Consider the following 17,661-nt stretch of genomic DNA (forward strand, 5'->3'; position numbering starts at 1 on the left):
TCGATTTTCGGATCATCGAGTTTTCCGCTGAGGGTGAGGGTGGTGGAGAGTGAGCCGTCATCACCGAGGAGAATATAACCGACCATCGGTACTTTCCCCAATGTTGAGCCCAAATCAGTTTTGAGGTTCAACGCACCCTCTAACTGATTGGTATTAAAATTAGCTCGCCCGTTCCCCATGATTTTCATTTCGGGGGAATTTAGGGTGAAATTATCCACTGAAACGATGCCATTTCTATAGGCAAAATGGGCATACCCCTCATCTACCGGCAACCCTTTAGAATTGTAGTTTGGAAGTGAAAAGGTAGCCAGTGAGGGGACGGTATTGACAAATGCCAAAACATTGTTGAGGACTTTATAGTCTTTCAAAATGGTATTTTCCATTCGCATTAGCCCATCAAACGAATCGGTTTTCCCTTTGGCTTGGAACGAGAAATTACCTCCGCTAAAGTCGCTCAGAGCAAAAAGATGATCCATGAATTTATCGTTAAATCCTTCCCCCTCAATTGAAAAAAGATCATTGCGTATTTTGAGGTTTGCCGTTCCCCCCATGTGTTGCAAAGAGGCGTCAAAGTTATTATCATGCAACGTCGCATTCAACGTATCGGTGAGTATTTTCCGCCCTTTCATGAGGTATAGATAGGAGTGGGTAGCATAGATGCGGACAGGGGCAGATGCGTCTGATTGGGTGCTGAGATCGCCGTCTTCTTTGTATGCCGAGAGAAATTTAAATAAGACGGGGAGATTAAGTCCAGTATTGTTGGCACGGATGTAGATGTTATCGTGCGTTTGATTGATAGTTAAACGATCGTTGACCCGTATCGTGGAGGTATCGTTTTGGTGCGATCCGCTGAATTTGTAATGGGACACGGGAGATTCATTGATCAGCATGAGCGGATAGAGATAGTCAATTTCGCCGTTAAAATGGTATCGTGAACTCTCACCCGTATAGTAGAGGTTTAGAAAGCCGTTGTTAATGTTATATTTACGCAATATCGGTGATTTTTTAGAGAGGAGTGAAATGTCATCGAGAGAAATTTTCCATCCCTTAGGAATGGTTATAAAGTGGGCTTTCAGCGCGGGTGCATTGATTTTGATCGTATCGTCTTGCGTATCCACCATCAGTTCCAGTGATTCTTTCTTCTCTAGTATAGGAACCATTTTAGGGGAGAGGGGGATCATATTATCGAGATGGATGGTACCGGAGCCTTTATTTATGTTGTAGGCACCGCTAAAACTCCCTTTGAATAAGTCTCCAAGCACCGTTTCTATCTTATCAAAGGTGATCTGATTCTCTTTAAATACGGCACTAAAAGGGGAGATCAGCAGAGGTAACTCGTGCAACGACCATGTTGAAATAGTGTTGACATTAATATCGGTTATTTCATTAGCGTAATGGATGTTGAGATCAAAGGGAGCTTGGAGAAGCTCCACATCAGTGAACTTAAATTGATTCAATCGTAGCTTAATATCCGTTTGTTGTTTGATACCGTCGAAAGTAGCATCGATTTTACCTTTGATCGTATCGGAGATGCTAAAGGGGAGGGCAGATATGGTTGTGTACGCACGGTGGTAATCAAAGGGGGTATGAAAACCCTCAAGAATCAACGGCTCGCCCAAAAGGTTCCATTGGGATTTATCGACATTTAGGCTATCGCCGTTGGGGGTGATAACGTAGGTGACACGCAATGGGTTGTTGGGAGAATTGAGGCTCAGATATCCTCCGCGAGGTGCGATCTCATAAGCATTAATTGCGACAACACCTTTTTCAGTATGGGCATTATATTCGCCATCAACACGAGCGTGAGCGATAGTATCTCCATAATGGGCAACAAAATTTTGGAATGTTACCTGGTCGCGATTGAGGGTTACGATTCCCCCCTCGGTTTTCAGAGGGATTTTATCCAATAAAATATCCGATGGTGATGGGGAGAATGTCCCATGGGCGATGGTGTCAAAATTGTGCAGATTGACCGAGAGGTTTAAATCAACATTACAATCACCACTGATTTGTTTGATGGGTAACTGGATATTGTAGTAGTTCAAAAGTGCCAAAATAGGTTCATTGAGTTTGGCATGATGGGTTCGGATATAGGCATCCAACTGCGTATGGGGAGTGGTAAAATCGATAGTTAGATAACTCCGCTCGGTCGGGAGGGTATAAAATGTACCGTTTTTAGGGAGGATATAGAGTTTCCCTTTTATAAATCGTAAATCGATTCGTGAGGCATAGATCGGCTCAAACCCTGTCGCAAACGTATATTCTCCCGAAGTGAGCGTAGCATCGGCTACAAGGCTTTTTATCAACTCATCGGGTTTATCGTAATGAAATTGTCCTCTCAAATAGTTAAGACGAAGGGAAGAAGCCTTGGCATACTCGAGTATCCAAGGGGTAATTTCAGGATCAAGGTCAAAAAGATCGATGAGCGGTTTGATAGTTGTTAGAGCGTTTTGTGCGTTAGCAGAAAAACGGAGCGTATAGGAATCCCCTAATAATGATAAGCTAATACGGGGCGTTTGCGGGAGACTCAACACTATAGTAGATTGAATGTGTTGATTGATAAAATTGATCGCTAATGTTCCCGATAGGTTGGCATCTTTAATCGAAGAAGTAGGAAATTGCATACGAAACAAGGTTGCATTGAGATCAAATGTCCCCTCAAAATGGGTTGTTTCATTCTCTAACGTAATACGACCAAGAGAGCTTTTTTGGTAGTGCAATGAACCACGTAAATCTTTATATTGAATAATATCTATATGAATGGAGTCAATCCAGCTCTCTACCAAATGAAGTGTATGCGAGAGTTTGGAGATGGTTTGTAAGCTAAAAGGGGCATTATCGGATTTGAGATGGGAAAAATCTATTTTTGCTGCTTTTATGGTTAGGGAATTGTCCCATTTTAGGTATAATTTCTCAACTTTGACCCCACTCAACGTCAGTCGGTCAATCTGAAATCCCTCCAGTAAAGCGATAAATATGAAAAAACCAAGAAAAAAAGTAAAAGTCAAAAAAAGCAGAACGCTCTTATGGGTTTTTGGAATTATCTTGGTGACTATAATATCTTTCATGATCTACCTGTTCTCTACCGTCACATCACCCAAAATCGTCTATATCCCGCAAGGTTCCGTCTTTAAAAGTATATCACACCTCCAAAGCGAAGGGGTGAACGTTCACAAAATCGATGCCTTTATTTTACGCTTTTTAGGACAGCCTCAGCAGGGGTGGATTGATGTTAAAGAGGTTCAAATGTCGCGTCTTGAGTATCTCTATACTCTTACAACGGCAAAAGCAGTGAGCAGAGCGGTAACGATTATACCGGGAGAGACGACTGAAATATTTTTGCGACAGGTTGCAGAGGATCTTTCACTCGACATCGGGAAGCTTAGAGAAGCCTACGATCTTCATGCACGTCATAAAGAGGGAAATTTTGTCCCTGAAACGTACAGTATCCCTAATGATTTTAGTGAAGAGAACTTGATCGTCCATTTGCTCAATCTCTCCGATAAGAAGATGAAAGAAATGGCTTCTGAGTATAATTTACAGCCTGATAGCGATAAATGGTTACAAATTGTAACAAAAGCATCCGTTATTCAAAAAGAAGCCGCATCCCTCTCCGATATGCCCTATGTAAGCTCCGTTATCGATAATCGGATTAAAAAAGGGATGAGACTCCAAATGGACGGTACCCTAAATTACGGTGAATACTCTCATCAAAAAGTGACAGCTCGTCGAATACGAACCGATACAACTCCCTATAATACCTATAAGAACAAAGGTTTACCGACATCACCCGTCTGTAATGTTTCCAAAGAGGCTATTGATGCCGCACTCCATCCAAAGCATACCGATTACCTCTATTTCGTTCGTGGCAAAAATGGGGAGCATGTTTACAGTAGTTACTTTTCTACACACCATCAAAACATAGTAAATGCTACCAAATGAAACATATTGCCAACTTTCCCCCTCCGGTAGTGTTACAAAGTGAAAAAAAGTCGAACGTAAGTGTTATGATGCTTTCATAAAAAAAATAACAGGAGAACCTGATGGCAAAAATCATTTGGTCAGTAATTGATGAAGCACCGGCATTGGCAACATACTCGCTTCTTCCTATCGTAAATGCATTCACACAAGCCGCAGGCGTTGAAGTTGTAACAAGTGATATCTCACTTGCAGGTCGCGTTATCGCAACATTTCCAGAACGTATGAACGATGTGCAACGTATCCCAGATAATCTTGCACAGTTGGGTGTTATTGCAACTGAGCCTGATGGCAATATCATTAAACTCCCAAATATTTCGGCTTCTATTCCACAGCTTAAAGCGTGTATTGAAGAGCTTCAATCTCAAGGTTATGATCTTCCATCGTATCCTGAAGAGCCAAAAAATGATGACGAAAAAGCAATCTTTGCTCGTTATGCAACGTGTTTGGGTTCTGCGGTTAATCCGGTTCTTCGTGAAGGGAACTCAGATCGTCGTGCGGCGGTTGCGGTTAAAAACTTCGCTAAGAAAAACCCACACAAACTACGTGCTTGGGATGAGGGGTCTAAAACTCGTGTTGCTCACATGAACAGCGGTGATTTCTTTGCTAACGAGCAATCAATCACTAAAAAAGGTGACGGAAAAGTAACTATCGCGCTTAACGGTAAAACTCTTAAAGAGATCAATGCGGTTGATAGTGAAGTACTCGATGGTACTTTCTTGAGTGTAAAAGCCCTTCGTTCATTTTACGCTGATGCGATTGCAGAAGCAAAAGAGAAAAATATCCTTTGGTCAATCCACCTCAAAGCAACGATGATGAAGGTTTCTGACCCAATCATGTTCGGTCACGCAGTAGAAGTATTTTTCAAAGATGTATTTGCTAAATATGGTGCAGAATTCAAAGAGATCGGTGTTAATGCAAACCTTGGTCTTGGCGATTTGTACAAAAAATTGGCAAAACTCCCTGCAGACAAAAAAGCGGAAATCGAAGCGGCTATTATGGCAGTCTATCCGACTCAACCGGCTATGGCAATGGTAGATTCTGATAAAGGGATCACAAATCTTCACGCATCAAACGACGTAATCATCGATGCGTCACTCCCTGTAGTGGTACGAGATGGCGGTAAAATGTGGGATCCGGCAGGTAAAGTACAACAATGTATCGTGACGATTCCTGACCGTTGTTATGCAACCATGTACTCAGAGTGTATCGAAGATTGTAAGAAAAACGGACAATTCGATGTAACGACTATGGGTTCAGTATCAAACGTCGGTTTGATGGCTCAAAAAGCAGAAGAGTACGGCTCACATCCTACAACATTCGAACTCGCTGAAGACGGTGTTGTTACGGTTACTGATGATAGCGGTGTGTTGATGACATTTAACGTAGAGAAAGGTGATATCTGGCGTATGTCTCGTGCTAAAGATGTTCCGATCAAAGATTGGGTACGTCTTGCAGTTGAGCGTGCAGAGATCGAAAACGTTCCGGTAGTATTTTGGTTAGATGAAAACCGTTCACATGATGCTGAGATTATCAAAAAAGTGAACGCGTACCTTCCTGAGTTCAACAAAAATGGAATTGAGTATCACATTTTGGCACCTGAAAAAGCGATGGCGTTCTCTTTGAAACGTGTACGTGCGGGACAAAACACTATTTCAGCAACCGGAAACGTTCTTCGTGACTATTTGACTGACTTGTTCCCGATCCTTGAGCTTGGAACATCGGCTAAAATGCTCTCAATCGTTCCTCTTCTTGCAGGTGGCGGTTTGTTTGAAACCGGTGCGGGCGGATCGGCTCCGAAACACGTTGAACAATTCGTAAACGAGGGTCATCTTCGTTGGGATTCATTGGGTGAGTTCTTGGCTCTTGCTGAGTCACTACGTCACATCAACAAAACGAAAAAAGATAACAAATTGAGCGCTCTTACAGCGGCTCTCGATGAAGCGAACGCGGCGTATTTGGATAACAACAAAGAGCCATCACGTAAAGCGGGTGAGCCGGATAACAAAGCAAGTCACTTCTTCTTAGCTCAATACTGGGCAAAAGCGTTGGCTGAGCAAACTATTGACTCTGAGCTTGCTGCAAAATTCGCCAATGTTGCTAAAACTTTGGTTGAAAATGAAGCTAAAATCATGGAAGAGCTTCTCTCCGTAGAAGGGAAGCATCAAGATATCGGTGGTTATTACCACCCTGATCTTGCTAAAGTAACAGCGGCAATGCGTCCAAGTGCGACATTGAACTCTATTATCGCTTCTATCTAAACTTTTGGGGAATTTCCCCAATCGGTTTTTATCTGTAGAGTTGCTCTATAGATAAAAGGCGATTAAATCGTCTTTAGTTTCTCGATGAGAAATGTTGATATGTCACAAGGAGTAGATACATGATAAATGGAAAACGTGTCGGAATCGTAGGGGCTGGGAATGTCGGGTCTACTATTGCCTACTCGCTCGCAATGCTCGGCTCTTGTCATGAGATTATTTTACGTGACAACAAAATCGAAATAGCTAAGGGGAAAGCCCTCGATATGTCACAAGCCGCAGCAGCGGTACGAAGTCACTCAACCGTAAAAGTCGCTGAGACAATGGCGGATTTGACCGATTGCGATGTGGTTGTTATCACCGCAGGTAGTCCACGTCTTCCGGGGATGAGCCGTGATGATTTGCTCATGATTAATGCCAAAGTAACCCGTGAAGTGATCGAGGGAGTTGCAAAATACTCACCGAATGCTATCGTTATTATGGTCTCCAATCCACTTGATGCGATGACCTATGTCGCATTGCGCGAAAGCGGTTTTGATCGCAGTCGTGTTATCGGTATGGCGGGAGTTTTGGACAGTGCACGTATGGCGGCATTTATCCAAGAAAAACTGGGTTACGGCGGCGGACAAATCCGTGCATCGGTTATGGGCGGTCATGGGGATGATATGGTTCCATTGCCTCGCTACTCAACGGTTGCTGGGGTTCCACTCTCCGATGTATTGAGCCATGAAGAGATCGATGAGATCGTACAGCGTACCCGAAAAGGGGGAGCGGAGATTGTAGCACTTCTGCAAACCGGTTCGGCGTATTATGCTCCGGCAAAAGCGACCGCGATCATGGTCGAAGCGATTTTAAAAGATACCAAACAGATCCATGCGTGCGCCGTTTATCTCGAAGGGGAATACGGCTTTAGTAATGTTGTCAGCGGAGTTCCTGTTATGCTTGGAGCTAACGGAGCTGAAAAGATCATTGAAGTGACATTGAATGATGCCGAAAAAGAGATGTTTGCCGCATCATGTGCATCGGTTCAAGGTCTGATCGACACTCTAAATAAGAATAAATTTTTTGAAGGAGCTAAAGTATGAGTTTTCGCATCGAAAAAGATACAATGGGTGAAGTTCGCGTACCGAATGATACCTACTGGGGGGCGCAAACGCAGCGTTCATTAGAGAACTTCCAAATCGGCGAAGAGAAAATGCCTTATGAGATTACGAGAGCGTTTTCCTATTTGAAAAAAGCGGTTGCATTGGTTAACTGTGATCTTGGCATGTTGAGTAAAGAGAAAGCGGATGCTATCGCTCAGGCAGCAGATGAAATGTTGGCTGGTAAACTCGATGCACATTATCCACTCGTGGTATGGCAAACGGGTTCAGGTACGCAGTCGAACATGAACAACAATGAAGTATTAGCTTCACGTGCAACCGAAATCCTCGGCGGGGATTTCCGTACTCAAAAACTGGTACACCCGAACGATGATGTCAACAAATCACAAAGCTCGAACGATACCTATCCGACAGCATTGCACGTTGCGGCGATTATCGCGGTTGAGACACGTCTTCTCCCTGCTATCGCTAAATTACGCGCAACATTGGATGCAAAAGCCGTTGAGTTTAACACCATTGTTAAGATCGGACGTACTCACCTCCAAGATGCGACTCCTTTGACATTGGGTCAAGAGATCAGCGGTTGGGTAGAGATGCTCAACAAATGCGAAAAAATGGCAAAAGATTCTCTTGAATCGGTGCGTGAGCTCGCCCTCGGCGGTACAGCGGTCGGGACAGGGCTTAATGCTCATCCTGAATTAGGGATGCGTGTAGCGGCAAAATTGAGCGAGCTTACGGGTCATCAGTTTGTGACTGCTCCGAATAAATTCCATGCGCTAACATCTCATGATGCCCTTGTATTTGCCCACGGTGCCCTTAAAGCGCTTGCGGCGGATATGATGAAAATTGCGAACGATGTTCGTTGGTTGGCGTCAGGTCCTCGTTGCGGTATCGGTGAGATCACGATCCCTGAAAACGAGCCGGGTTCATCGATCATGCCGGGTAAAGTCAACCCGACTCAAAGTGAAGCGGTAACAATGGTTGCCTGTCAGGTTATGGGTAATGATACGTGTATCGGTTTCGCGGCAAGCCAAGGGAATTTCGAGCTGAACGTATTCAAACCGGTTATCGCGTATAACTTCTTGCAATCGGTTCGTCTTCTCGCTGATTCTATGAATTCATTTAACGATAACTGTGCTATCGGTATTGAGCCTGTACGCGATCAAATCGATGCGTATTTGAACAACTCATTGATGCTCGTTACCGCATTGAACCCATACATCGGATATGAAAACGCGGCAAAAATTGCCAAAACAGCACACAAAGAGAACTCCACACTGAAAGAGACCGCCATCAAACTCGGTCTTCTCACAGCCGAAGAGTTCGATAAATATGTCATCCCTGAAGAGATGACAAGACCAATAGCGTAAACTTATAACAGGAGGAATGGATGAATATTCACGAATATCAAGCAAAAGAATTATTCAAAAAGTATAATGTACCAACACTGCGCGGACATATTGCATTTACACCCGATGAGGCGGTTAAAGCGGCTCAAGAGCTCGGCGGAAATATTTGGGTTGTTAAAGCTCAAATCCATGCGGGTGGACGTGGTTTAGGCGGTGGTGTAAAACTCGCTAAATCAACTTCTGAAGTACGCGAAATGGCGGCTCAAATCTTAGGGATGCAACTCGTAACGCACCAAACAGGACCTGAGGGGAAACTCGTTCAAAAAGTGTATATCGAAGAGGGTGCGGATATCAAAAAAGAGTACTATCTTGGACTTCTTTTGGATCGTGCGTTAGAGATGCCGATCATGATGGCATCCACTGAGGGCGGTATGGCGATTGAAGAGGTTGCCCACAATACACCTGAAAAAATTATCAAAGTTGCAATCGATCCGTTGACAGGCTTCCAAAGCTTCCACGGTCGCAAATTGGCATTCGGTTTGGGTCTTCCGGTGGAAGAGATCAACACCTTTATTAAATTTGCATCTGCTCTTTATAAAGTATACATGGATCACGATGCAGAGATGATCGAGATCAATCCGTTGGTTAAAACGGGTGATAGTAAATTCTTGGCATTGGATGCGAAAATGGGCTTTGATAACAACGCCCTTTACCGTCAATCCCAAGTGAACGAAATGCGCGATTTGAGCGAAGAAGAACCGACTGAGATCGAAGCAGGTAAATTCGGACTTAGCTATATCAAACTTGACGGTGATGTCGGTTGTATGGTTAACGGTGCGGGGTTAGCGATGGGTACGATGGATACCATCAACTACGAAGGCGGTAAACCGGCTAACTTCCTCGATGTCGGCGGTTCGGCAAGTGCTGAAACGGTAGCTAAAGGGTTTGATATTATCCTCAAAGATCCGAATGTTAAAGCGATTTTTGTCAACATCTTCGGTGGAATCGTCCGTTGTGACCGCGTTGCCAACGGTATTATCGAAGCGACAAAAATCACCAACGTTAACGTTCCGGTTATCGTTCGTCTCGATGGTACAAATGCTGTTGAAGCAGTAGAAATTCTTAAAAATGCCGGTATCGCGAATATCGTAGCGGCAACCGATCTTGCAGACGGCGCACGCAAAGCCGTTGCAGCAGCTAAGGGAGAGTAATTAATGTCTATTTTGGTCAACAAAGATACAAAAGTTATCGTTCAAGGTTTCACAGGTAAAGAGGGGACGTTCCATGCAGAGCAATGTATGGCATACGGCACCAAAATCGTCGGCGGGGTAACACCGGGCAAAGGTGGACAAGAACACCTCGGTCAACCGGTATTTAATACCGTAGCTGAAGCGGTTGCAAGCACAGGTGCTACGGTCTCTATGATCTTCGTTCCACCGGCTTTCGTCTCCGATGCGGTTATGGAAGCGGCAGATGCAGGAATCAGCCTTGCGGTTATCATTACCGAGGGTGCACCGGTTAAAGATATGATGTTCGCAAAAGCGTACGCGGTTAAGAAAGATATGATGACCATCGGGCCAAACTGCCCAGGGATTATTACTGCTGAAGAGTGCAAAATCGGAATTATGCCGGGGTTCATTTTCAAAAAAGGGAATGTCGGTCTTATCTCTAAATCAGGGACGTTGACGTATGAGTCTGCGAACCAAGTGGTTAAAGAGGGATTCGGTATTACGACTGCGGTCGGTATCGGCGGTGATCCGATCATCGGTTTGAGCTACAAACAACTCCTTCCGATGTTCGAAGCAGACCCTGAAACTCATGCGATTGTTATGATAGGTGAGATCGGCGGAGACTTGGAGATCCAAGCGGCAGCGTACATCAAAGAGCACATCACCAAACCGGTGGTTGCATTCATCGCGGGTCAAACGGCGCCTGCGGGTAAACGTATGGGTCATGCCGGGGCGATTATCTCAGGAGGCGCAGGGACTGCAGCGGAAAAAATGGCAGCTCTCGAAGCGGCAGGGGTAAAAGTTGTTGTCTCTCCGGCTGATATCGGTAAAGCACTTGCCGAAGTGATGAAAAAAGTATGATTACCGTCTTTGAGGTAGCTAATATTCGTTGCGGCGGTTGTGCCAATACGATTACAAAGGCACTCAAAGAGGCGGGATTCCAAGAGATCAGCGTTGATCTCACGTGCGAGCCTCGTAAAGTAACAGTAGATCTACTGGACGATGCGCAATCAGCACAAGTTAAGGCAATCCTAAGAAGTCTCGGATATCCTCTAACAGGTGATGAAGAGGGTGCTATTGATAACGCCACACTCAAGCTCAAGAGCTTTGTCTCTTGTGCCGTAGGTAAATTTTCAACTGATACTGAATCAGATTAATTTTAAAATTGTGAGGAGAACAGATGTTTAAAACGACCAATCCCGGTAACGTACCTGTATGGGTAAATACCGATAACTGTAAAGCATGTGATATTTGCGTATCGGTATGCCCATCAGGTGTACTCGGTATGCGTTATGAGCCGACATCAACCTTGGGTGCTATGATCTCGATCAATCATCCGGAGAGTTGCATCGGCTGTAATGAGTGTGAACTTACATGTCCTGATTTTGCTATTTATGTTGCTGACAAAGCAGACTATAAATTTGCAAAACTCACCGATGAAGCTAAAGCTCGTCAAGCGGCTATTATCGCTAATAAGTATATGTCACTAGACCAAGCAGGAGTGAAATAATGGCAAGAGAAGTAATTTCAACAGGTAATGAATTATCAGCACTCGGTGCTTTTGATGCGGGTTGTATGTTTTTCGGTGGATATCCGATTACACCATCATCAGAAGTAATGCACGAGATGTCTGATCTTCTACCGACTGTCGGCGGAAAATTTATCCAAATGGAAGATGAAATAGCGGGTATCTCAGTAGCACTCGGTGCTTCTATGGCGGGTACAAAATCGATGACGGCTACTTCAGGACCAGGGATCTCTCTTAAAGCAGAGCAAATCGGTTTGGCGTTTATCGCTGAAGTTCCTCTCGTTATCGTAAACGTAATGCGTGGAGGTCCATCAACCGGTCTTCCAACTCGTGTATCCCAAGCGGATATCGGTCAAGCGCAGTACCCGACACATGGTGACTATGCTTCTATCACATTGTGTGCCGGTTCACTCGAAGAGTGTTACACTCAAACTGTGCGTGGATTCAACCTTGCTGAGCGTTATATGACTCCGGTATTCGTACTTTTGGACGAGACGGTAGGTCATATGCACGGTAAAGCAGTTCTACCTGATTTGGAAGAGGTAAAAGCTAAAAACGTTACTCGTAAACGTTTTGACGGAAAACCGGAAGATTATCGCCCGTACGATGTACCTATGAATACACCTGCGGTATTGAACCCTATGTTCGAAGGGTATCGTTTCCACTTTACAGGACTTCACCATGGTCCAACCGGTTTCCCTACGGAAGATGCGGCACAATGTCAGTTTAACATTGAACGTCTTGTCGGTAAAATCGATGCAGTTGCGGCAGACGTCGGATTGGATGATGAAGCTGATTATGAAGAGTTTATGATGGAAGATGCCGAAGTGTGTTTGATCGCCTACGGAAGTATCTCTCGCGGTGCAAAAGAAGCGGTTTCTAAACTACGTGCTGATGGGATCAAAGCAGGTCTTTTCCGCCCAATCATGATTTGGCCAAGTCCGGCGAAAAAACTCAAAGAGATCGGTCAAAAATTTGACAAAATCTTTGTTACCGAGCTTAACATGGGTCAATACCTTAAAGAGATCGAACGTGTAACAGGGCGCAGTAATTTCACGACGCTTCACAAAGCAAACGGCCGTCCAATCGCACCACTTGAAATGGTAGCAAAAGTTAAGGAGATGTTCTAATGGCTTTCAATTACGATCAATATTTACGTGTAGATAAAATGCCGACACTTTGGTGTTGGGGTTGTGGTGACGGTGTAATCCTTAAATCGGTTATCCGTGCTATCGACAAAATGGGATGGGACATGGACAAAGTGTGTGTCGTTTCCGGTATCGGTTGTTCTGGACGTTTTAGTTCATATATCAACTGTAACACGGTTCACACCACACACGGTCGTACGATTGCGTACGCTACGGGTATCAAACTTACTCGTCCTGATGCACACGTTATCGTTGTAGCGGGAGACGGTGATGGTTTGGCTATCGGTGGTAACCATACAATCCACGGATGTCGTCGTAATATCGATTTGAATTTTATTCTTATTAATAACTTTATTTACGGCTTGACAAACTCTCAAATTTCTCCGACAACTCCACAGGGTATGTGGTGTGTATCGGCGCAAAATGGTAACATTGATCCAACATTCGATGCGTGTAAACTCGCTATAGGTGCGGGTGCTTCATTCGTAGCGCGTGAGACGATGCTTGATCCGAAAAAGCTTGAAAAAATACTTGTAAAAGGGTTCTCTCATAGAGGGTTCTCATTCTTCGATATTATGTCTAACTGCCATATTAACCTTGGTCGTAAAAACAAAATGTTGAGTGCTATGGAAAACCTTGCATGGATTGACAGCATTACAACTCCGTTGAAGAAATGGGAAGCGCTTCCTGTTGAAGAGCAAATGAATAAATTCCCTACGGGTGTATTGCGTGAAGTAGAACAAGCTGAGTATTGTGACATGTATGAAATGGTCATTGCTTCCGCTCAAGGCAAACGCGGAAAAATCACGCAAGACGATTTTGCGAAAAAAATCTAAGGAGAAACCATGAGACATACGATACGATTTACAGGCGTCGGTGGACAAGGGGTTCTCCTCGCCGGTGAGATTATGGCTGCGGCTAAAATTAAATTGGGCGGTCACGGCCTTAAAACGGCTACTTATACATCACAAGTTCGCGGTGGAGCAACGGTAGTTGATATCACTCTCGATGATAATGAAATTTTCTACCCGTACGCAAATGAGGGTGAAATCGATTTCATGCTCTCCGTTGCTAACGTGAGCTATCAACAATTCAAAAATGGTGTAAAACCGGGCGGAATCATCGTTGTTGAGCCAAACTTGGTTCACCCAACCGAAGAAGACCGTCAAAAATGGATCATCGTAGAGATTCCGATCATTACGATTGCCAAAGAGGAAGTGGGCAATGTTATTACTCAATCGGTTGTTGCGTTGGGAATTACTAACGAATTTACTGGTGTTCTTGATCCTGATACTTTGAGAGACGTAATGCTTTCAAAAGTTCCGAAAAAAGTTCACGAAGTAAACAACAAAGCTTGGGCATTGGGTATCCAATACGCAAAAGAAGCAAAAGCAAAAATAGGAATGTAATTCAACCTTTTCTCCCTTTTTCGGGAGAATCTCCTCACAACTCTTATCAAGCCCTTTCTAATCCATTTTCTCTTATAATTTCGCAGGTACAACAGGTGATAGCTTGGAACTAGTAATCCCAAGAGGTAAAGTCCGGGCTGCTGTAGGACACGGTTCCATCTAACGGATGGCCATGGTAACATGAGGGATCAGTGCAACAGAGAGTAGACCGCCTCGAAAGAGGTGAGGGTGAAACGGTGGGGTAAGAGCCCACCAGTCTCTTAGGCAACTAAGAGAGCTAGGTAAACCCAACCGGGCAGCAAGAAACAGATGGTTAGCGTCCTACATCGCTATTGTTTCGCTAGAGTCCTAGAGCGATCTAGGCAGTAGATTAATTATCACTTTATCCAGAACCCGGCTTACGTTGTACCTATTTCTTTCAAAGTCCCTGTAAAAGGGAGTTTTAGAGCCTTTATTTTTTCGACTGTGACCACATTGTGCCAAATAAATTGAAGTCTCTTCCTAAGTCAATTTTTCTTGCATCAATTACACTTGCATAATGTGCCAATGTAATCTTCGGACTTGAATGTCCTAACAATCCTGCTAATTCATTTATACTGAGAATCCCGTTTTGAAGCATCAAAGTTGCGAACGTATGACGTGCTGAGGGGATTTTACGAATAGAATTTCGGGTTTTTGAAACATCGACACGTCCACGAGTACGAACCCGTTTTATATTATATGACTATATTTTGTTAATTAGAAAAATATAAATTATATTGAAAATCCAGTTGATTAAATTAACCTAAAAACCACTTACCATAAAGTCCAAAGTGGCAATTATTTCACTACGGTGTTCTTTCAATGAACTAGACTTTTCATCTAATGCAGACTTATGTACCCCTGCAAGCTCTTGTGTTAACAAGATGTATGATGTTGACCCAATGATAAATTCTGGATTAAGATGTTGGATTGCTTTAATGTTTTTACGTAGAGGAATAACGACTCTTGTCTCCAAGCTAGAAAGAATATCTGCTTGTATATCCAGAAGATACAGGAATTCTACAGTACTGTCAGGATTGTTGTTTGTATAAATATCGAACTGAGCCATTAAAATCGTCTCAACCGATCTGAGAATGTTCCATTCTTAGATACGCGATTATTATACTCTTCGATTGCTTCTTTATTCTCTTTTATCCACACAGACTCTTTTTGAGATGCGATGGTTTCTGCCAATCTCTCTTCAAGTAGCTTAGATAGATTAATTTTTAGTGATTTCGCCTATTGAATTAAGATCACTGTTAATACTAAGATTCGCCGACTTTTTTGGAGCGTTTGGATTGTAATAAGCAGGCATCATAATATCCTATGCGCATAATATATGTCTATTGTAGCATACTTTATTTGCTTTGAATGATTGTTTGCAACATATTTGCGACGTTAGAGTGATAGTCTTCTGGTTGTTTTTAAACAATATCGCTAGGTCAAATTTTTTTATTTGATTGTAACGCTTTCGCAAAGATAGAAGTAAGATATTTTAGTAACAGGTTTCAGTAAATATTCATAATAAAGGTAAATTAAAAGTGATAAAAAAAGTTTCATTTTTTTTCATTCTTATAAAGGTAATTCTAATATCTGCTATTGCAGATACAAATGTCTATACCGTATTTATATGCTCTGATAAGACTTATGATCAAGCATTTGTGGATAAAAATCGCTATATAAAAAAAGCCGAAAAGGATATTTTTATTATCAGAAGTGAAGCAGGCGCATACAGAATAGCTTATGGTACTTTTGAAAGCGTTTCTGATGCAGAAGCGTTCAAAGAAAAATTATCCGATGAGATAAAAAAAATGAAACCTTATGTTGAAAAGCTGACTGCAGAATACCTTGCACAAACAGAGAATAAAAAAGTGGTTAAATTCCCATTACAATCAGATGAGTCTGTGTCAAATGAAAAGCACATAGATACTTTTGAGAATAATACGAGTGTTCTTTCTGAACAAATGATGCAGATGTTAACGGTAGATATGAATATTTATGATCCAAGAAATTTAGATCGAATTGTTATTTATATCAATTCAACTAAAAATTTTATGACCGTCAATGGATATAAAAATAAACAAAAATTCAAACTTAACAAATATAAAGTTTCAACCGCAAAACCAGATGTAAAAAAACCCGAAGGTGAAGGGGGTATTTCCTCGATTTCTCTGCATCCGATTTGGTATCCTACCGCTGAAACATTGGATTATTTCAAAAAAGTTCGAAATATCGAGTTACCCAAAGCTATTCCTCCTGAAAGCCCATATAACTACATGGGTTCGGCAAAAATTTCACTTACACATACCGTAGATGGACGTCAGACGTATCGTATTCATGGGACAATTAATGAAAAAACTATCGGTAAGCATGAATCAGCCGGCTGTATCAGAATGAAAAACAGTGAAGTGTTAGCTCTTGCGAAATATCTCAAAGAATTTGCTTCAATCAGAGGAATTAAACAAATCTTAGTTGTTATGGATTAATGAATGATTAAATATCTGTGGATTGTTTTATTATTTTCTCAAACGGGTTGGGGAAACACTATTACGAAAAAATACAAATTCAAGCCTTTTGATAACAGTTCTTTGCCTCATTTAGAAATCGTACAGACGAATGTAAATGATCAAAATAATTTTGCAGAAAAGCAGAAAGTTTTTGAGAATGATCAAGTGAAAAATGATAAAACTGCTCTCAATGAAGCTAAATACACACACTTTTCCTCCGCAAAGTTTAGGAATTATCAAATATTTGAAGGGCGGGATATCATCATTAGTAATGAAGGAAAAGAGCATTTGCGAAAATGGGTGCAATCTTATAAATCGGGAAATTATAAATCGGTAACGATTAATGTTCACACCGATGATGTCCCACCGAAACTACTTAAAGTACGATTTGCTACAAATCTTATTCTTTCTGAGGCTCGTGCTAAATCAATCGCTGATTATTTAATTAAGCAAGGGATACATTCAAATCAAGTGAATGCTAAGGGATTGGGAGATATTAATCCCATCGCTCCTAATGATAGTGAAAATGGGCGATCCAAAAATCGGCGTATTGAATTTACTATAAAAACTACGCCATTGACTTACTAAGAAAAAGAAAAAGAGTATTTTTACGCAGAAACGACCGATCGTAATGCCTATATAGGGAAATTTAACGACATTAGTTTGGATCAAATTCAAGGTCTTTATCATGTAAATGACAAAAGAGATATCCCGAAAGAATCGATACAATTTATCAAAGTCTAAAGAGAATTTCCCTTAAAAGAACTTTTGCCCGTTGTTATGCAATCCAAGTATGATTTTTATCCCAATCGTGAGCCCATTTAATGATTTTATCTGCAGGCATTGGTCGTGCAATGCCATATCCTTGCGCTAAATAACATCCGAGCAATAAAAGTTGATTTCCATGTTCATGTGATTCGACACCTTCAGCAATCACCTCTCGACTGAAAGCCGATGCCAATCCAATAATCCCTTCTAAAATAGCTAAATCATTATGATCATCAAGCATATTACGGACAAAACTTTGATCAATTTTGAGTGTAGTGACTGGTAGCTGTTTTAGATAAGTGAGAGATGAATACCCTGTTCCAAAATCATCTAAAGCAAAGTTGATTGCCATGGTTTTACATA

The 17,661-nt window shown here is 42.3% G+C and carries 17 protein-coding genes and 1 other RNA gene; 14 read left to right on the forward strand and 4 right to left on the reverse strand.

The genetic code is table 11. The features are described 5' to 3' along the window. A partial coding sequence (locus JZU62_RS03640) for an AsmA-like C-terminal domain-containing protein (protein WP_295011991.1) occupies positions 1-3,068 on the reverse strand: 3,068 nt, incomplete at its 3' end. Between JZU62_RS03640 and mltG the strand changes: the two genes are divergently transcribed. The 12 genes from mltG to rnpB all read left to right on the forward strand — a co-directional run bounded on the left by mltG (position 3,067) and on the right by rnpB (position 14,418). Beyond that, on the forward strand, positions 3,067-3,942 hold the full coding sequence (gene mltG, locus JZU62_RS03645) for an endolytic transglycosylase MltG (protein WP_295011993.1): 876 nt from the start codon (positions 3,067-3,069) through the stop codon (positions 3,940-3,942). The genes JZU62_RS03640 and mltG overlap by 2 nt on opposite strands. Before the next feature lie 101 nt (positions 3,943-4,043). Beyond that, the gene (locus tag JZU62_RS03650; RefSeq protein ID WP_295011995.1) at positions 4,044-6,239 is read left to right on the forward strand and encodes an NADP-dependent isocitrate dehydrogenase; all 2,196 of its coding nucleotides are present in this window, start codon (positions 4,044-4,046) and stop codon (positions 6,237-6,239) included. Positions 6,240-6,358: 119 nt separating this feature from the next. Continuing rightward, complete coding sequence (gene mdh / locus JZU62_RS03655; protein ID WP_295011997.1) at positions 6,359-7,321, forward strand: malate dehydrogenase; 963 nt, start codon at positions 6,359-6,361, stop codon at positions 7,319-7,321. After that, the gene (fumC, locus tag JZU62_RS03660) at positions 7,318-8,709 is read left to right on the forward strand and encodes a class II fumarate hydratase (protein WP_295011998.1); all 1,392 of its coding nucleotides are present in this window, start codon (positions 7,318-7,320) and stop codon (positions 8,707-8,709) included. The genes mdh and fumC overlap by 4 nt, the downstream gene beginning before the upstream one ends. A gap of 20 nt (positions 8,710-8,729) precedes the next feature. Continuing rightward, the gene (gene sucC, locus JZU62_RS03665; protein WP_295011999.1) at positions 8,730-9,899 is read left to right on the forward strand and encodes an ADP-forming succinate--CoA ligase subunit beta; all 1,170 of its coding nucleotides are present in this window, start codon (positions 8,730-8,732) and stop codon (positions 9,897-9,899) included. A 3-nt stretch (positions 9,900-9,902) separates the two neighbouring features. Then, the gene (gene sucD / locus JZU62_RS03670) at positions 9,903-10,778 is read left to right on the forward strand and encodes a succinate--CoA ligase subunit alpha (protein ID WP_295012001.1); all 876 of its coding nucleotides are present in this window, start codon (positions 9,903-9,905) and stop codon (positions 10,776-10,778) included. Then, complete coding sequence (locus JZU62_RS03675) at positions 10,775-11,074, forward strand: heavy metal-associated domain-containing protein (RefSeq protein WP_295012003.1); 300 nt, start codon at positions 10,775-10,777, stop codon at positions 11,072-11,074. Before sucD ends, JZU62_RS03675 begins: the two co-directional genes overlap by 4 nt. A gap of 23 nt (positions 11,075-11,097) precedes the next feature. Then, positions 11,098-11,427, forward strand: a complete 330-nt coding sequence (locus JZU62_RS03680) for a 4Fe-4S dicluster domain-containing protein (protein WP_294895712.1) — start codon at positions 11,098-11,100, stop codon at positions 11,425-11,427. Further along, a complete protein-coding gene (locus JZU62_RS03685) occupies positions 11,427-12,575 on the forward strand; it encodes a 2-oxoglutarate synthase subunit alpha (protein ID WP_295012005.1) in 1,149 nt (382 codons plus the stop codon). The genes JZU62_RS03680 and JZU62_RS03685 overlap by 1 nt, the downstream gene beginning before the upstream one ends. Then, positions 12,575-13,429, forward strand: coding sequence for a 2-oxoglutarate ferredoxin oxidoreductase subunit beta (locus tag JZU62_RS03690; RefSeq protein ID WP_295012007.1), 855 nt, complete (start codon positions 12,575-12,577; stop codon positions 13,427-13,429). The genes JZU62_RS03685 and JZU62_RS03690 overlap by 1 nt, the downstream gene beginning before the upstream one ends. 9 nt (positions 13,430-13,438) lie before the next feature. Next, positions 13,439-14,002, forward strand: a complete 564-nt coding sequence (locus tag JZU62_RS03695) for a 2-oxoacid:acceptor oxidoreductase family protein (protein WP_295012009.1) — start codon at positions 13,439-13,441, stop codon at positions 14,000-14,002. 83 nt (positions 14,003-14,085) lie between these two features. Next, positions 14,086-14,418: RNase P RNA component class A (gene rnpB / locus JZU62_RS03700), an RNA gene on the forward strand. A 368-nt stretch (positions 14,419-14,786) separates the two neighbouring features. On the opposite strand, the gene JZU62_RS03705 is transcribed toward rnpB, so the two are convergent. Both JZU62_RS03705 and JZU62_RS10990 read right to left on the reverse strand, forming a co-directional pair. After that, positions 14,787-15,092 carry a CcdB family protein gene (locus JZU62_RS03705; protein ID WP_295012011.1) on the reverse strand — a complete coding sequence of 102 codons (306 nt, stop codon included), beginning with the start codon at positions 15,090-15,092 and terminating at the stop codon, positions 14,787-14,789. Next, positions 15,092-15,217, reverse strand: coding sequence for a type II toxin-antitoxin system CcdA family antitoxin (locus JZU62_RS10990; protein WP_365956347.1), 126 nt, complete (start codon positions 15,215-15,217; stop codon positions 15,092-15,094). Before JZU62_RS10990 ends, JZU62_RS03705 begins: the two co-directional genes overlap by 1 nt. Positions 15,218-15,564: 347 nt before the next feature. Between JZU62_RS10990 and JZU62_RS03710 the strand changes: the two genes are divergently transcribed. Beyond that, the gene (locus JZU62_RS03710; RefSeq protein ID WP_295012013.1) at positions 15,565-16,509 is read left to right on the forward strand and encodes a L,D-transpeptidase; all 945 of its coding nucleotides are present in this window, start codon (positions 15,565-15,567) and stop codon (positions 16,507-16,509) included. A gap of 3 nt (positions 16,510-16,512) precedes the next feature. Beyond that, complete coding sequence (locus tag JZU62_RS03715; RefSeq protein ID WP_295012015.1) at positions 16,513-17,118, forward strand: OmpA family protein; 606 nt, start codon at positions 16,513-16,515, stop codon at positions 17,116-17,118. Between the two features lie 190 nt (positions 17,119-17,308). On the opposite strand, the gene JZU62_RS03720 is transcribed toward JZU62_RS03715, so the two are convergent. Further along, the coding region (locus tag JZU62_RS03720; protein WP_295012017.1) for an EAL domain-containing protein at positions 17,309-17,661 on the reverse strand (353 nt) is incomplete at its 5' end.

The organism is Sulfuricurvum sp., from assembly GCF_019163035.1.
Taxonomy (GTDB): Bacteria; Campylobacterota; Campylobacteria; order Campylobacterales; family Sulfurimonadaceae; genus Sulfuricurvum.

Excerpts from the sequence above, each read along its gene's own strand:
- mltG (WP_295011993.1), top strand. The coding sequence starts at position 3,067 with ATGATCTACCTGTTCTCTACCGTCACATCACCCAAAATCGTCTATATC.
- JZU62_RS03650 (WP_295011995.1), top strand. The coding sequence starts at position 4,044 with ATGGCAAAAATCATTTGGTCAGTAATTGATGAAGCACCGGCATTGGCA.
- mdh (WP_295011997.1), top strand. The coding sequence starts at position 6,359 with ATGATAAATGGAAAACGTGTCGGAATCGTAGGGGCTGGGAATGTCGGG.
- fumC (WP_295011998.1), top strand. The coding sequence starts at position 7,318 with ATGAGTTTTCGCATCGAAAAAGATACAATGGGTGAAGTTCGCGTACCG.
- sucC (WP_295011999.1), top strand. The coding sequence starts at position 8,730 with ATGAATATTCACGAATATCAAGCAAAAGAATTATTCAAAAAGTATAAT.
- sucD (WP_295012001.1), top strand. The coding sequence starts at position 9,903 with ATGTCTATTTTGGTCAACAAAGATACAAAAGTTATCGTTCAAGGTTTC.
- JZU62_RS03675 (WP_295012003.1), top strand. The coding sequence starts at position 10,775 with ATGATTACCGTCTTTGAGGTAGCTAATATTCGTTGCGGCGGTTGTGCC.
- JZU62_RS03680 (WP_294895712.1), top strand. The coding sequence starts at position 11,098 with ATGTTTAAAACGACCAATCCCGGTAACGTACCTGTATGGGTAAATACC.
- JZU62_RS03685 (WP_295012005.1), top strand. The coding sequence starts at position 11,427 with ATGGCAAGAGAAGTAATTTCAACAGGTAATGAATTATCAGCACTCGGT.
- JZU62_RS03690 (WP_295012007.1), top strand. The coding sequence starts at position 12,575 with ATGGCTTTCAATTACGATCAATATTTACGTGTAGATAAAATGCCGACA.
- JZU62_RS03695 (WP_295012009.1), top strand. The coding sequence starts at position 13,439 with ATGAGACATACGATACGATTTACAGGCGTCGGTGGACAAGGGGTTCTC.
- JZU62_RS03705 (WP_295012011.1), bottom strand. The coding sequence starts at position 15,092 with ATGGCTCAGTTCGATATTTATACAAACAACAATCCTGACAGTACTGTA.
- JZU62_RS03715 (WP_295012015.1), top strand. The coding sequence starts at position 16,513 with ATGATTAAATATCTGTGGATTGTTTTATTATTTTCTCAAACGGGTTGG.